A 14,234-nucleotide genomic window follows, 5' to 3' on the forward strand; every position below is an offset into this window, starting at 1 on the left:
AGCTGCTACATATGTAGCAGCTAGCTTTAAATAATATATGAAAATATTTTCTGTAACTGACATTACCCGTGCCGTTAAGGATGTTCTGGAAACGGAATTTCCATTTATCTGGGTGCGGGGTCAGGTTACGAACTTGGCCCGGCCTGCGTCCGGGCATATTTATTTTACGCTTACTGACGGTGATGCGGGGCTTTCCGTGGTCTGGTTCAAAGGCAACCAGCGGACAGGTAGCGGTGACAGCGAAGAGTCCGTTAACCCGTTGACCGGTGAAATTGAATCCGGTGGTCCGCTGGAACTTGAAGACGGTATGGAAATCCTCTGTGCCGGACACATGAATGTCTACCCCCCGCGTGGCGTGTACCAGCTCGTTGCAGAACTGGTGCAGGAGCAGGGCGTCGGTGATTTGAAGCTTGCCTTCGAAGCCATGAAACGCAAGCTGGCTGAGAAAGGATATTTCGACGAAGACCGCAAAATGGAAATCCCCCGTTCCCCGAAACGTGTGGCGGTGGTTACCGCTCCCACAGGTGCGGCTATCCTGGATTTTCTTAAGATTGCGGAAATGCGCGGAACCGGCGCTGAGATAAGAATTTATCCCACATTGGTTCAGGGTGACCTTGCTCCGGGACAGATCGCGCAGGCTCTTGATGCTGTTTATGACGATGGCTGGGCCGAGGTGGCGGTTCTTATCCGTGGCGGCGGTTCACTGGAAGATCTTTGGGCCTTTAATACCGAGCAGGTGGCAGACTCGCTTTTTCGGGCCACAGTACCGGTGGTTTGCGGAGTAGGGCACGAAGTTGATGTCTCCATTGCCGATTACGTGGCTGACAAGCGGGTGGCGACTCCCAGCCATGCGGCGCAGGAACTCTGGCCCCGGCGCGAAACTTTGATGCAGACTGTGGACGAGCTGGAGAGTTCTCTTGCCCGCAGTTTTGAAAATTTTTTGAATGTGCGTGAATCCCGGCTGGAAACTTTGCAAAAGGGACTCAGTTGGTTGTCTCCCGCACAACGCATTGAACGGTTGCTGACTTCCTTTGCTGAAGAAGGTGAGCGGCTGAACCGGGCTGCGGAAAAGTTTGTTTCCGCAAAAGATGCTGAAGTGCTCAGCCTTTCGCATCGGCTCAACTTTGCTTTCGGCGAAGAGCGGATAGAGCGTATGGAGCACGATCTTGATGGCTTACAGAGCAGATTGTCCCGCGCAGTAAATATTTTTTTGAAAGATAAACTGGCTGAATTTGATAATGCGTCCACCTCATTGCGTATGCTGGACCCGGAAAGTCCATTGGAGCGGGGTTATTCCCTCGTGACTGTGGAAAAAAGCGGTAAATTCCTGCGCAATCCGGATGAGGTTGCAGACGGTGATGCTATCCGGGTACGGGTCAAGTCCGGTGAGGTTCGGGCAAGAGTTACATCTGAATAATCTGTGGAGACTATTGAAAATGATTGGATACAAACAGTTTCGCATTGCTCTTCTTACTTTGTTTCTGCTTCTGCTCTGCGCATCAACTGCGTTGGCATCAGTATTTCTCGCTTATCCCAAAAAAGTCGGGCTCGGTGAACCGTTTTTGGTGCGTGTAACATCCGATAAGCCTCTGGAGTCCGTGTCCATTAAATGGAAGGGCAAGAGCGTAGAGCCGGAAATCCGTAGCTGGAAAGGTCGTTCTGTTGCGCTGGCAATGTTCGGTACTGATGTTCTTTCTGATAAAATCGGTCGGGACAAGCTGGTCATCAAGACTGTATCTGAAGGCAAGGAACGTACTTTCGGTCGTACCGTTAAAATTAATAAGAAGAAATATCGTGTCCAGCGACTGACCCTGCCTGAAAAGATGGTAACCCCGCCCAAGGAAGTTTACGAAAAGATCGCGCAGGACCGTAAGGAAGTTGCTGCGGCCAAGGCAGCAATGAGCCATGAACGCAAATGGTTCCTGCCATTTACCCGTCCTACCAAAGGTTCGCAGTCCAGCCCCTATGGCGCGCAGCGTATCCTGAACGGCAAACCTAAAAACCCGCACCGCGGCCTTGATTTCCGTGGTGCCAAGGGCACTGCCATCAAGGCTATGGCCGATGGTAAAGTAGTGCTGGTCGGCAACCATTATTACGCAGGAAATTCAGTGTATGTTGATCATGGTAGCGGGGTGGTCACTATGTATTTCCATCTTTCAAGGATAGATGTTAAGGAAGGCGAATTAGTGGAACGGGGTCAGCTTATCGGCGGCATCGGTTCCACAGGAAGGGTGACCGGACCGCACCTGCACATGAGTGTCTCAGTGCAGGGCAAATTGGTGGACCCTAACTATGTAATGCATAAAACAACCGACCAATTGCTCGGTATAAAATAAGATTTTTTATGAAAGAAAAATCATTTGAAGACCGTCTTGACCGCTTGAAGGCGATAGTTTCCGCTCTTGAAAAGGGCGACCTGCCTCTTGAGGAAGGTGTGGCTCTGTTTAAAGAAGGCCAGATCCTTTCCAAGGAATGCGCCACACAGCTGGAAAAGGCCCGTAACGAAGTTAAAATAGTCACAGGCGGCGAAGTAGAAGACTTTGACGTTGATACAGAAGAGGATACAGCGGATGACAGTTAAAGAAAAACTCGCAGTGCATGCTGCGGATGTTGAAAAATATCTGGGTGAATGTCTTAAGGATATGGGTATTCCTGAGAACCTTCTCGAATCCATGGAATATAGCCTGCTGGCCGGAGGCAAGCGTTTGCGCCCGGTACTGGTATTGGTCTGGGCAAAAATGCTCGGTGCCAGAAAAGAGGCGGTTATGCCTTTTGCAGCCAGCCTTGAGATGATTCATACCTATTCGCTGATCCATGACGACCTTCCGGCCATGGACGATGATGACCTTCGTCGCGGCAAGCCTTCAAACCATAAAAAGTTTGATGAAGCTACCGCAATTCTGGCCGGTGACGGCCTGCTCACCGAAGCTTTCGGTTTCATGGCTAAAGCTGATGCTCCTGCCGAATACGTGGTGGAAGCCATTACTTTGATGGCTAAATCCGCAGGCAGCCCGGGCATGGTCGGCGGTCAGGTTGTGGACATGAGCTACACTGGTCGTGAAGGCGTGACCCTTGAAGAACTCAAGGTCATGCACTCCATGAAAACAGGTGCACTTATTCTTTCTGCTTGTAAATCAGGCGCAATTCTGGCTAAAGGAGCAGAAGCGTCCGAAGATGATGTCAGACGTGCGGAAGAATACGGAAGACTCATCGGCGTAGCATTCCAGATCGTGGATGATGTTCTGGATGTTGTCGGAGATGAAGCAACCCTCGGAAAGCCTGTGGGTAGTGACATCGAACAGGGTAAGTCCACTTACCCCAGCCTGATCGGACTTGAAGAAAGCAAGGAACTGGCCCGTAAGTATGTTGATGAGGCGGTTGAATTGCTTTCACCTTATTCAGGTGAAGAAGCCGAGTTCCTCGCGGAGCTGGCCCGCTATATAGTGGACCGGGTTTACTAGGAAAAATTGAAGATCGGTATGGAATAGATTTTTTATACGTTGCAAAGTTAACAGTGTTAAGTAGTGTGCGCCAAGCAGTGGATTCCAGAGGGAGTTGGGGAGTTTGCTGTTACGCTGCTTAAGTTTAAATATATTGAAACCAGTGGTGAGGTTCATTGGGATATGAGTAAAAATGATTCTTCTTGCGGATGCGGCAAATATGAGCTTCTGCAGAAAATAAATAATCCTGCGCAGGTTCAGGAGCTAAGCGATGAGCAGTTGGCTCAGCTGGCTGAAGAACTGCGGCAGTGTATAATAAATACCGTTTCCGTGGGCGGTGGGCACCTTGCTCCCTCTCTCGGTGTAATTGAGCTTACTTTGGCTCTGTTCAAGTGTTTCAACCTTGATCATGATCGTCTGGTCTGGGACGTCGGTCATCAGGCTTATGCCCATAAAATTCTGACCGGACGTTACAATGAGTTTCATACCCTGCGTCAGAAGGACGGCATCAGTGGGTTCCCGCGTATGGCTGAGAACCCCTATGACCATTTTGGTGTGGGCCATTCCAGTACCTCAATTTCTGCAGCTCTGGGTATGGCTGTTGCCAGCGACCTTGAAGGTGACAACCGTAACTGTGTGGCTGTGATCGGTGACGGCTCCATGACTGCCGGGGAGGCTTTTGAAGGCCTTAACCAGGCCGGTGGCATGAAGCGCAAGATGGTGGTTATTCTCAACGATAACGAGATGTCCATCTCAACCAACGTTGGCGCTCTTTCAGCGTTCCTGAGCCGTAAACTTTCCCATCCGGTGATGAATCGTTTTAAGAAGGATTTCGAATCCGTTCTTAAACAGATTCCCAAGATCGGTGATGATCTGGCTATGTATGCCAAGCGTGGTGAGGATTCTTTCAAGAGTTTTTTCACTCCGGGAATGCTTTTCGAATCTCTTGATTTCACCTACCTCGGCCCCATTGACGGACATAATCTGGCTGAGCTAGTCGATGTTCTTGAGCAGGTCAAAAAGATGGACGGTCCGGTGCTGGTCCATGTGCTGACCAAGAAAGGTAAGGGCTACACTCCGGCAGAAGATAACCCCACCTATTTTCACGGTGTGGGCAGTTTTGAGCCGGAAACAGGTCGTGCCAAGAAGTTTAAGGGCGGACTGCCTTCCTATACTTCTGTTTTTGGCAGTACTCTGTGCAAGCTGGCTGAGAAGGACGAAAAGATCGTTGCAATTACTGCTGCTATGCCTGAAGGGACCGGAACTGATAGTTTCCGTGAGCAGTTCCCCGATCGTTTTGTGGATGTGGGTATCTGTGAGCAGCATGCGGTGACTTTTGCCGCTGGTCTGGCGACCTTGGGCTACAAACCTGCGGTGGCCATTTACTCCACTTTCTTGCAGAGATCCTATGATCAGGTCGTGCATGATGTCTGTCTGCAGAACCTGAACGTGAATTTCTTCCTCGACCGTGGCGGATTGGTCGGAGCTGATGGTGCGACCCACCACGGGGTCTTCGACATGTCCTACATGCGTCATATCCCCAACCTAATTTTCATGGCCCCCAAGGATGAGGCCGAACTTGCGCGCATGGTCAGGACTGCCATTGATTTTGATGGCCCTGCTGCGGTTCGTTATCCTCGTGGCGTTGGTATTGGGGCGATCCTCGAAGATACTCCCAGCACGCTTGAGATCGGTGAAGGTGAACTGCTGCGTGACGGTTTTGACGGATTGGTCATTACTGTCGGTTCCAGAGTCTGGCCTGCCGTTGAAGCTGTGGAAGAGATTGATGAGGAATTCGGCAAGGCTGTTGCAGTCTTCAATGCCCGATTCATCAAGCCGCTGCCAGAAAAACAGATTCTGGAGCTGGCTTCCCGCTTCAAGAAAATCCTCATTGTGGAAGAGAATGCCAAGGCTGGCGGATTCAGTTCCGCAGTGGTTGAAATGCTGGTGGACAACAACGCCATTGACGGCCACGAGATTAAGCGTCTCGGCATCCCCGATGAGTTCATTGAGCACGGCACCCAGCTGGAACTGCGCAACGAACTCGGCATCGATACACAGGGTATGAAAGAAACCATGGTAGAGATGCTTGGGCTGAAATAAGTTTTGATTTGAGCAGAAAGAGTAAAGGGTTAGTCTCATGCGAGACTAACCCTTTTTTATTGACCGTTTTGATTTTGTCTTTGATGTAAGGGAATTAATTTTTGTTCAAGGCATCCGTAATTGCCGGTGAATTAATTATCCGGCCAAGCTGTTCCTGCAATGCTTCCGGAACTACTTTCATGGCATGTTTTGGTGGGTTCATAAAACTGCCGCCCAAATCATCTGAGCCATGCAGTGAAGTTTCAGCCATTCGGGAACCTGATTCATTGTAAACTGTCGCTTTAATATCGTAATGCATGGCTACATTGGTCATTGTGTCGGATTTCCAGTTGCGGATGGAGACGAGTATGGAGCGTTTTTTATGCTCAGCGGATAATTTTGATATAGCTGTGTCGGTCTCGGTCAGGGGAGATATGGTTACTTTGCTGACATGATAGCCTTGCTTTTCCATTCCCGCAGCAAGGGCATTTAAGATGTCCTCGGCAAGAGGGTTTCCAGTTTGGGTGGTTACATCGAAAGGATTGCCGAATCCGCCACGTTGAAGTCCGACAAAATCTTGTGTCTTATCTCCGTTTACAATGAATTCACGCTTGTCCTGTACGCCCAAGGCCACTTCCTGATTAGACGCCTGTGAAACTTCAGGCACAGCACTGGCCAGATCATATTTGTTTCCAACAGCGCAGCCAGTGAAGGTCAGTAAGGATAAAATGCATATTAAGAGTAGTCTTTTCATAATGATATTCCGAAAGCAGGTTAGTAGTTGTTGAATGTGCTGCTTGTATATTATCGGAATAACAAAATCTACCATTTATATTTTCAGCAGGATTGGTCCCCCTTCCGAGGGAAGACCTTCCGGTGCACCGTCTTTCAGGTAGGCTCGTACATCTTCGGCTATGACGATAACACCTTTTTTCAGCAGGGTCGGCCCAGCTTCCTTTGCGATAAGGTTGAAGAGCTTAAGATAGATTTTTGCATCACCGGAACTGACAGCGTCGGACGCCTTCGCGCTGATGTCGGTGCGGAAAGCACCGATGGGTGTGTCCCGGCACATGGCGATGCCGCTGATTCCCGGCAGGGCACCTGAAAGTGAAACCTCGTCGCCATCCTTGATCTTAACTCCGTCGATATCATCCACCGGAGAACCGTTCACGAAAATTGCCCGTACCCTTGTTTCGGCATAGTCAGGACTGAGCCCGATTTCATCGACCATGAATTCCCGCACACTCAGCCCGGAAGTAGTATGGATGAATACTCCTTTTTGCAGCAGGGTAATAGTTCCGGGAATTCCTTTTTGCATAGTCACGGTCTTTAGATTTTCCTGCATGGCAGTCCTCGCAAAATGAATATTGAATTGTGTGTGTTTTGATATAATTATTTGTAATTATTAGTAAATATGCTCTTGAATTAATTGCCTGTCAAATTGCGAAAATAAGAAAGCCTGCCTGTGGTGACTACAGGCAGGCTTTAGTTGCTGGTATATTTTGAAATAAATTATTTCTTTTTTTTCTTCTGCGCTTCTTCTTCACGAAGGGCACGGCGCAGTACCTTACCAACCATGGTTTTGGGTAATTCATTGCGGAATTCAACCTGTCGGGGAACTTTGTAGCCGGCAAGTTTGTCGCGGCAGTAACTTATCACCTCAGCGCGGTCCATGCTCTGACCTTCTTTGAGTACGATATAGACTTTGATTATTTCACCACGGGTCTTGTGAGGCAGGCCTACAGTAACGGCTTCCTGAATCTTGGGATGTTTGTAAAGGACTTCATCAACCTCGCGGGGGTAGATATTGTAGCCGCTGGAGATGATCATATCTTTCTTGCGGTCCACAATGTAGAAGTAGCCTTCCTCGTCCATGTAAGCGATGTCGCCGGTGTAGAGCCATCCGTTGCGCAGGGTTCCCGCAGTTTCATCCGGCTTATTGTAATAGCCTTTCATTACCTGTGGGCCACGGATGACAAGTTCACCCATTTTTCCGGCAGGAAGCTGAACGCTGCCCACTTCCATATCCACGATTGCAGCATCGGTTGAAGGTAAAGGCATGCCGATGGAGCCGGGTTTCTTCTTACCGCGCAGAGGGTTGAGGTGAGTGACCGGGGAGGCTTCGGTCAGGCCGAATCCTTCAACAATGGTCGCTCCGAACACTTCTTTGAATTCTTTGATTCCTTCCACCGGCATGGGGGAGGAACCGGACAGACAGTATTTGACTGACTTTACATCATATTTTTCCACTTCCTTTTGCTGGAGCAGGGAAATGTACAGGGCCGGAGCACCCGGGAAAAGGGTCGGCTTAAGCTTGTGCATGGTCTTGAGTACATCAAGAGGCACGTAGCGTGGGAAGGGTACCATGGTCGCACCGAGCATGGTCGGGAAGTTTAGGCAGACAGTCAGGCCGTAGATGTGGAAATAGGGCAGGATACCCATTACAATCTCTTTTTCATCTCCAAGGCTGTTGAGCATGGCGTGGCACTGCTGAACATTCGCCCCAAGGTTGGCGTGAGTCAGGTTACAGCCTTTGGAAAGACCTGTGGTCCCCCCTGTGTATTGCAGCAGGGCGGTGTCTTCAGGTCTGATGTTCGGCGAACAGTAGCGCTCTTTACCTTTACGCAGGATATCCCATTTGAGAATTGAAGAGTCGTTATAGGGAACTTTAGGAGAACTCTTTTCCCGCATGCATTTCAATTTATAGAGGCAGTTCAGGGGAAAATTGAGAGTGTCGGAAATTTTGGTGACCAGATATTTGCGCACCGGTAGTTTGTCGCGCAGTTTTTCGATCTTAGACCAGAGCAGGTCGATGGTGACCAGCATCTTTGCACCGGAATCAGTGAGCTGGTGGACTATCTCGGTTTCCATGTACAGCGGATTGGTCAAAGTGACGACGGCCCCGGCTTTGAGAATGGCAAAGTAGGTCATAATCATCTGCGGTGTGTTGGGCAGCATGATGGCGATCCGGTCTCCCGGTTCAATGCCCAGTTTGCGCAGATTGGCGGCCATTATTTCCACCTCTCGCTGCAGCTTGCCGTAGGTAATTGACCAGTTCTGGAATTCAATGGCCTTACGTTTGGGCCACTTTTCAGCTGTCAGGTCCAGATATTCAAATAACGGCCGATATACAAAATCCACACTTTGAGGTACCTCCGGATCATAATGATCCAGCCACGGGCGATTGATCTCCACTCCTTACCTTCCCTTATTCCTTAATCCAATAGATTGAATTTTAATTCTTTTTTACGGGAATGCGGCGGCTGTCCTGAAATTACGGCAGCAGCACAGATTCCTCATCCCCCCGCATAGGGGATTCCGCTTTCCTTAGAAGAGGGGCGAGTATATTGATCTGTTTAGATTCTTGCAAGTTTGTATATTTAGTTAATTGCGGGCCGATTTGGAAAAAACATCCAGCAGGTAAGCAATGAGGGCTTGATTGGCTCCTTGTCCGCATTTTGAGAAAGGACATCCCAGTTCATAGGAAACTTCCATGGGGCGCGGGGTTCCATGATAAACCACAGCATCACGTCCGGCTTTTGATTCCTTGACCAGAATCTGCATGGTGATGAAGCAGGTGTTCGGGCCGCTGCGGATGCGTTGTATTTCCGGGGTCCATTCATTAATCAGCACCGGGTATTCGGCGAAAAATGGATCGCCGTAGAATCCGTCATAGGCAAATCCGACTCGTTGGGATTCCCCGGCTGCGGCAAGTTTTGGGGAAATGGAACCGATACGTGCTTCTATCAGGTAATTGGCATTTCCATCAGGAGCGTAGCTGTACCCGATTCCTTCAAGGGCTTGAATCAGGTTCTGTTCCATGGGAACCACTCCGGCTTCGACTTTTTGCGGGAGTCCATTTCCTTTGAGATCGAAAAGCACAACCTGAACATTAAATGATCCGGGGGTAGGGTTAAATACTGTTATGGGTACGGTCGGCTTGGTTTCGTGGGCGGAGCAGCCGTATAAAAATATGAACAGACATAGACAAAAGAGTTTTACAAGACCGGATTTTTTTAACATAAATACCCCTTTAGTTGTGTACTCGATATTTTGTATCAGTTGTATATCAATACGTATGAGCTAGCAATAACAAGGCGCGTTAGTTGAGTTGACGCTTCCTGAAGATCAGGAATTGGTGTATTTATTTTGAAAAAAAGGGTAATACCTTGAAATAGTACGTGCGGACATTTACAATAGAAGTCTATGCGGATATTGGGCAGAATTCGGGACTGATTTTTGAGGGAGTCACCATATGCTGGATAATGAAATATTACTGGATACCGGGACTAACGAGTTCGAAATTATTGAGTTTTTTATTGATGAAGTTGATGGTGGTGCTGATGAGCGCGATTATTTTGGTATAAACGTGGCAAAGGTGCTTGAAGTTGTCGAGGCCCCGGGAGGGCTTGAGGCTGCTGAAGGCGCACCGCATCCCAGCTATCTGGGAACCATGTCCCTGCGCGATATAATTCTCCCGGTCATTGATCTGGCGGTCTGGCTCGGCATAGAACGCAAGGAGTCCGATTACGAGCTTATCGTGGTTACAGAGATGAACAATGTAATCACCGGGTTTCTGGTTACCGGGGTGACTCAGATTCACCGTATCGGCTGGGGAGATCTGAAGACTCCCAATAAGTATATTGCAGACTTGGATAGCAACTGCATTACCGGGACTGTGCATCTTGAGGATCGCTTTGTCCTTATGATCGATCTTGAACGTATTCTGGGTGAACTTGATCCTGAAATGGCTGAGCGAAGCGATGGTGAGGTCTATACTGCCCCGGAAAAGATGACCGCTGTACTGGTGGACGATTCCGTTTCCGTGCGTGCGCTGCTTAATAAAAATTTTGAATCCGCCAACTTTGAGGTCAAGCTTTATACCAATGGGCAGGAAGCTTTGGACGCGCTTAAAGAAATGAATGCTGAAGCCAAGGAAAGCGGCGGCTCCATCAGAGATGTGATTGATATTGTTGTTTCAGATATTGAGATGCCCCAGATGGATGGTTACACCCTGACCAAAAACATTAAGGACCATGCAGATCTATCCTGCATGCCGGTCATTCTTTTTTCTTCGCTCATTACTAAAGGGCTTTATCACAAGGGAGAGGCGGTCAAAGCGGATGACCAGATCACTAAGCCCGAGTTTAATGAACTTACAGGGCGGGCCATTAGCTTGATTGAAAAGTATAGGGCTATGCGGCAATCGCCTTAGTGTCCGCGCAGATCCTTGGGCGCAAAAACAACTCTCCGGGGATCTATTGCGGTTTCACTAAAATAGATATTGACGAGTTCTGCTATTTCCCCGCTGGCCTGCATTTGTCTAAGGGTGCGGTTGATTCGCTCGTATGAATGTTTCTTTTTGGATTTTTTAGGATAGGCAAAGTATACGTTCACGGTATCAACGATATACGGCAAGGCTACGATGGAATGTGCCAATCCGCGTTTTGAAAGCTTGATGGTGGTATCGATATAGGTGCCGATGAAAAAGTCTGAATATCCTCTTACAAGTCTGTTGATGGCAGTTTTATCGTTAGTGACCTCGTTGAAGTGAGCCTTGCCGGAAGCTATGAATTTGTCGAAAGTTTCCCCATAACTCCCCCCTCTTATGCGGTCTCCTGTCTTACCTTGCAGGTCAATCAGTTTCTCCATCGTAAAGGGTTTGTTGGTGAATATGTGCAGTTGATTACGCAAAATGGGAGGAGAGAAGATAAATTTCTTTGCTCGGGTTCTATTCCAGAATATACCGCATATGATGTCCAGCTTGCCTTTTTCCAATGAAACAATCGCCCGTTTCCACGGCATGTCCCGATATTCTAAAGTGTAGCCATTTGCTTGGGCTGCTTTTTCTAAAATTTCATACATCAAGCCGTAGACTTTTCCGGCATCGTTCTTCATGAGGAATGGTCGCCAATCCATTTGCCCGGAAACCAGCAAAGGAGATTCTTCTGCCTGCGTTGCCGGAGGCAGTAAGAGGAAGGTCAATACCAGCAAGGTGCAAGCCTGCTTGAAAAGTCGAAGTTTTGTTTTTCCGGACATAACCAATATTTATCATAGCAAGTTATTGCGCGGAAGAAAAAATCCCCTTTGCTGGATTACAAAGGGGATTCTTGTTGTTTTATTTTTTTATCCAGCCGCGCCTTTTCATGCATTCTTCAAATGTTGTTTCATAGGCATAGTTTTCGGAAAACTCGGCTTCGTAGGTGGTCGGTTCCGGAGGTGCGTCGTCTGTCTGTGCACCTACCGGTACGTTCTGCTGGTTTTGGTTTTCACAGAATTCCTGGTCGCGTTTGAAAATTTCCTTTTCCTTGGCCGGGTCGCTAATGTTCGGGTTATGCCATGATCCGCATCCACCGAGCATTAACAGGGCCGCGGTCAGCAAAAGAATCTTTTTCATTCAGCACTCCTTTGGTTACTCCGCCTTGAGGTCGCGGTTCATCAGGTCGCAAACCGCAGTAGCGGGATCTTTGTCTTCGTAAAGAATTTTATAAACCTGTTCGGTTATAGGCAGCTCAACTCCAAGTTTTTTTGCCAGAAAGTGAACCGATTCAGTTGTTTTTACGCCTTCAGCCACCATGCGCATTTTCAGGATCTCGCTCAGTTTCATCCCTTGACCGAGTTTGAGTCCGACCTGCCTGTTGCGGGAAAGGTCCCCGGTGCAGGTAAGTACAAGGTCCCCCATACCTGAAAGGCCCATGAATGTAGATGCCTGCGCGCCCATGGCTTCGCCCAGCCTGCTCATTTCAGCTATACCACGGGTGATCAGGGCTGCACGTGTGTTATGCCCGAATTTTAAGCCGTCGGCCATACCTGCGGCAATGGCCATGATGTTTTTTATGGCACCGCCCAGCTCAACCCCACGGTAATCAGGGTTGGTGTAGATTCGCAAATATGGAGTAGAGAAAATATCCTGTACTTCAGCGGCCAGCTTTTCATCTTCGCAGCCGAGCACGATGGAGGTCGGAAGTTCTGCACTGAGCTCATAAGCAAAGGTGGGTCCGGAAAGGTGCGCGAATCTGGGGTTAAGCCCTTCCAATGATTCGTGGACCACTTCTGACATGGGGGCTCCGGTGTTTAATTCAATGCCTTTGCTGGCGCAGATAACAGCCGGATTTTCCGGGAAGTACTGTTTCATGTCGGCGAGGGCACTGCGCATGAACTGGCTTGGCACCACAAGCAGAAAGTAGTCTGCGTCCTGCATAACCTGCTGCGCATCGCTGCTGCATTTCAGGTCAGGGGATAGTTTGAAATCAGGCAGAAAAACTGTGTTGTATCCGGTTTTGTTTATTTCTTCGACAAGCTCTTCTTCGCGGACCCAGAGGTGGGTATTATGTCCTTTTTTAGCAAGAGTATTGGCAAGAGTGGTTCCCCATGCCCCGGCTCCGATAACTGCAATTTTCATTTATTATCTCCTTGGAAATTGTAATCAGCGTGAATTTAAGATCAAATCTAAGTTACCCCCCGTAGGAAAATTTAGCAACCTGTTCAAAAATGAAAGGGGGTTATCGATAGTGAAAAAGAAAAATTGCATGGATAGGGAGTGACATATATCCTTCTGTTGTTTTAAGAATTTCAGAAAAGGACAGTTTTATGATTCGTATTGAAAAAACAACCTCCCGTTTTACCTTAACGATGACTGTTGAGCGTATGGGCAAAGATTTTAATGTCAGCCTTTATGGGGGAGATGGACCGCATATCGGTGCTGTTGCTTTGGCTGTCCCCCACCCTGGATTGCGTGATCAGGAAAAAGTTGATGCGTCTGTTTCTATGTTGACTGTTTGCGGACATAAGGAAGATGAGCTTGCCCGTAGAATTTCATATGCGTTGGCGACAGCTTTTAATTGTACCGTTTCAGTTGCCTGTGGAATCCATCTTGATAATGCCACACCGCAGGAGATCAAAGCTGTCCTTGAAGTTTCGGATCAGATTTTAGGACAGGCACTGAAGGATTTGTCTAATTGATTGCTGTTCGAGAGCTGCTTTGAAAAGTATGTGCACAAATTTAAGCAGTCCTTTTCGCTGAGGCGAGGACTAGTCCTGCTCCGACAAAAAGTGTCCCGAATATTCTATTTTGCATGAGCACTCTTTTGGGAGTGGAGAAATACTGCCGGGCTGTTCCGGCCACGCACATGTATCCGACCATGACGAAAGCATCTACTAAAAGAGTTGTGCCTCCCAAGATAGTATACTGCGCCAAGGCTGGGGCTGCCGGGTCTATGAATTGCGGAAGAAAGGCCGCAAGAAAAACAATAGACTTAGGGTTGCTCAGGTTAACCATCATACCGGTTTTAAAAAGAGAAGCGGCTGATGTTTCATGGATTAGACCGTTATCCTCTGGCAACAAATCCCGTTCCCGCCATTTTTTAATTCCCAGCCAGACAAGGTAGCCGGCTCCGGCATATTTAAGGGCTTCAAAAAATAGCGCAGAAGAAGCCAGCAGCGCACCCAATCCTGCCGCCACACAAATCAGATGTATAAGCAATGCGAATTGAAGTCCTGCTATCAGGCTTAAGGTTTTTTTTGTACCATATTTCATTGAAGTGCTCATGGAGACAACTGCACCTGCGCCCGGGGAGAGACTGAAAATGATGGAAACGGCAACAAAAGAAATCCATATTGTGAATGGCATTGGTGGAATCCTTTTAAAGAAGAGTTTTTCTGGATGAGTATTTGAAGTCTGCATACATTTTTTTGCTTTTTTTTAAAAGCTGC

The 14,234-nt window shown here is 48.3% G+C and carries 15 protein-coding genes; 7 read left to right on the plus strand and 8 right to left on the minus strand.

Translation table 11 applies throughout. The features are described from left to right. Positions 1-37 precede the first annotated feature (37 nt). From xseA to dxs, 5 genes are all read left to right on the plus strand, one after another. Positions 38-1,417 (plus strand): exodeoxyribonuclease VII large subunit, encoded by a 1,380-nt coding sequence (gene xseA / locus ACO05Z_RS02995; RefSeq protein ID WP_421900355.1) that lies wholly within the window; start codon positions 38-40, stop codon positions 1,415-1,417. A 19-nt stretch (positions 1,418-1,436) separates the two neighbouring features. Further along, positions 1,437-2,336 (plus strand): M23 family metallopeptidase, encoded by a 900-nt coding sequence (locus tag ACO05Z_RS03000; protein WP_421900357.1) that lies wholly within the window; start codon positions 1,437-1,439, stop codon positions 2,334-2,336. An 8-nt stretch (positions 2,337-2,344) separates the two neighbouring features. After that, positions 2,345-2,581 (plus strand): exodeoxyribonuclease VII small subunit, encoded by a 237-nt coding sequence (locus ACO05Z_RS03005; RefSeq protein WP_421900359.1) that lies wholly within the window; start codon positions 2,345-2,347, stop codon positions 2,579-2,581. Then, positions 2,571-3,461, plus strand: a complete 891-nt coding sequence (locus tag ACO05Z_RS03010) for a polyprenyl synthetase family protein (RefSeq protein ID WP_421900361.1) — start codon at positions 2,571-2,573, stop codon at positions 3,459-3,461. Before ACO05Z_RS03005 ends, ACO05Z_RS03010 begins: the two co-directional genes overlap by 11 nt. Positions 3,462-3,623: 162 nt before the next feature. Then, entirely contained in the window at positions 3,624-5,543 is a 1,920-nt protein-coding gene (dxs, locus tag ACO05Z_RS03015) for a 1-deoxy-D-xylulose-5-phosphate synthase (RefSeq protein WP_421900363.1), read from the plus strand. A 94-nt stretch (positions 5,544-5,637) separates the two neighbouring features. Here dxs and ACO05Z_RS03020 read toward each other — a convergent pair whose 3' ends face one another. The 4 genes from ACO05Z_RS03020 to ACO05Z_RS03035 all read right to left on the minus strand — a co-directional run bounded on the left by ACO05Z_RS03020 (position 5,638) and on the right by ACO05Z_RS03035 (position 9,545). Next, a complete protein-coding gene (locus ACO05Z_RS03020) occupies positions 5,638-6,276 on the minus strand; it encodes a hypothetical protein (protein WP_421900365.1) in 639 nt (212 codons plus the stop codon). 75 nt (positions 6,277-6,351) lie between these two features. After that, complete coding sequence (locus ACO05Z_RS03025; protein ID WP_421900367.1) at positions 6,352-6,867, minus strand: hypothetical protein; 516 nt, start codon at positions 6,865-6,867, stop codon at positions 6,352-6,354. A gap of 167 nt (positions 6,868-7,034) precedes the next feature. Then, entirely contained in the window at positions 7,035-8,717 is a 1,683-nt protein-coding gene (locus tag ACO05Z_RS03030) for a long-chain-fatty-acid--CoA ligase (RefSeq protein ID WP_421900369.1), read from the minus strand. Positions 8,718-8,906: 189 nt separating this feature from the next. Further along, positions 8,907-9,545 carry a hypothetical protein gene (locus tag ACO05Z_RS03035; RefSeq protein ID WP_421900371.1) on the minus strand — a complete coding sequence of 213 codons (639 nt, stop codon included), beginning with the start codon at positions 9,543-9,545 and terminating at the stop codon, positions 8,907-8,909. A gap of 232 nt (positions 9,546-9,777) precedes the next feature. Between ACO05Z_RS03035 and ACO05Z_RS03040 the strand changes: the two genes are divergently transcribed. Continuing rightward, positions 9,778-10,737, plus strand: coding sequence for a chemotaxis protein (locus ACO05Z_RS03040; protein WP_421900374.1), 960 nt, complete (start codon positions 9,778-9,780; stop codon positions 10,735-10,737). Here ACO05Z_RS03040 and ACO05Z_RS03045 read toward each other — a convergent pair. The 3 genes from ACO05Z_RS03045 to ACO05Z_RS03055 form a co-directional block, all read right to left on the minus strand. Next, entirely contained in the window at positions 10,734-11,561 is an 828-nt protein-coding gene (locus ACO05Z_RS03045; protein WP_421900376.1) for a substrate-binding periplasmic protein, read from the minus strand. The genes ACO05Z_RS03040 and ACO05Z_RS03045 overlap by 4 nt on opposite strands. Before the next feature lie 79 nt (positions 11,562-11,640). Continuing rightward, the gene (locus ACO05Z_RS03050; protein WP_421900378.1) at positions 11,641-11,919 is read right to left on the minus strand and encodes a hypothetical protein; all 279 of its coding nucleotides are present in this window, start codon (positions 11,917-11,919) and stop codon (positions 11,641-11,643) included. Positions 11,920-11,934: 15 nt separating this feature from the next. After that, entirely contained in the window at positions 11,935-12,924 is a 990-nt protein-coding gene (locus ACO05Z_RS03055; protein ID WP_421900380.1) for an NAD(P)H-dependent glycerol-3-phosphate dehydrogenase, read from the minus strand. A gap of 188 nt (positions 12,925-13,112) precedes the next feature. Between ACO05Z_RS03055 and ACO05Z_RS03060 the strand changes: the two genes are divergently transcribed. Continuing rightward, complete coding sequence (locus ACO05Z_RS03060; protein WP_421900382.1) at positions 13,113-13,484, plus strand: hypothetical protein; 372 nt, start codon at positions 13,113-13,115, stop codon at positions 13,482-13,484. 40 nt (positions 13,485-13,524) lie between these two features. Here ACO05Z_RS03060 and rhtB read toward each other — a convergent pair whose 3' ends face one another. Beyond that, a complete protein-coding gene (rhtB, locus tag ACO05Z_RS03065) occupies positions 13,525-14,151 on the minus strand; it encodes a homoserine/homoserine lactone efflux protein (RefSeq protein ID WP_421900384.1) in 627 nt (208 codons plus the stop codon). Between the last annotated feature and the right edge of the window lie 83 nt (positions 14,152-14,234).

Source organism: Maridesulfovibrio sp., from assembly GCF_965230075.1.
In the GTDB taxonomy this organism is placed as follows: domain Bacteria; phylum Desulfobacterota; class Desulfovibrionia; order Desulfovibrionales; family Desulfovibrionaceae; genus Maridesulfovibrio.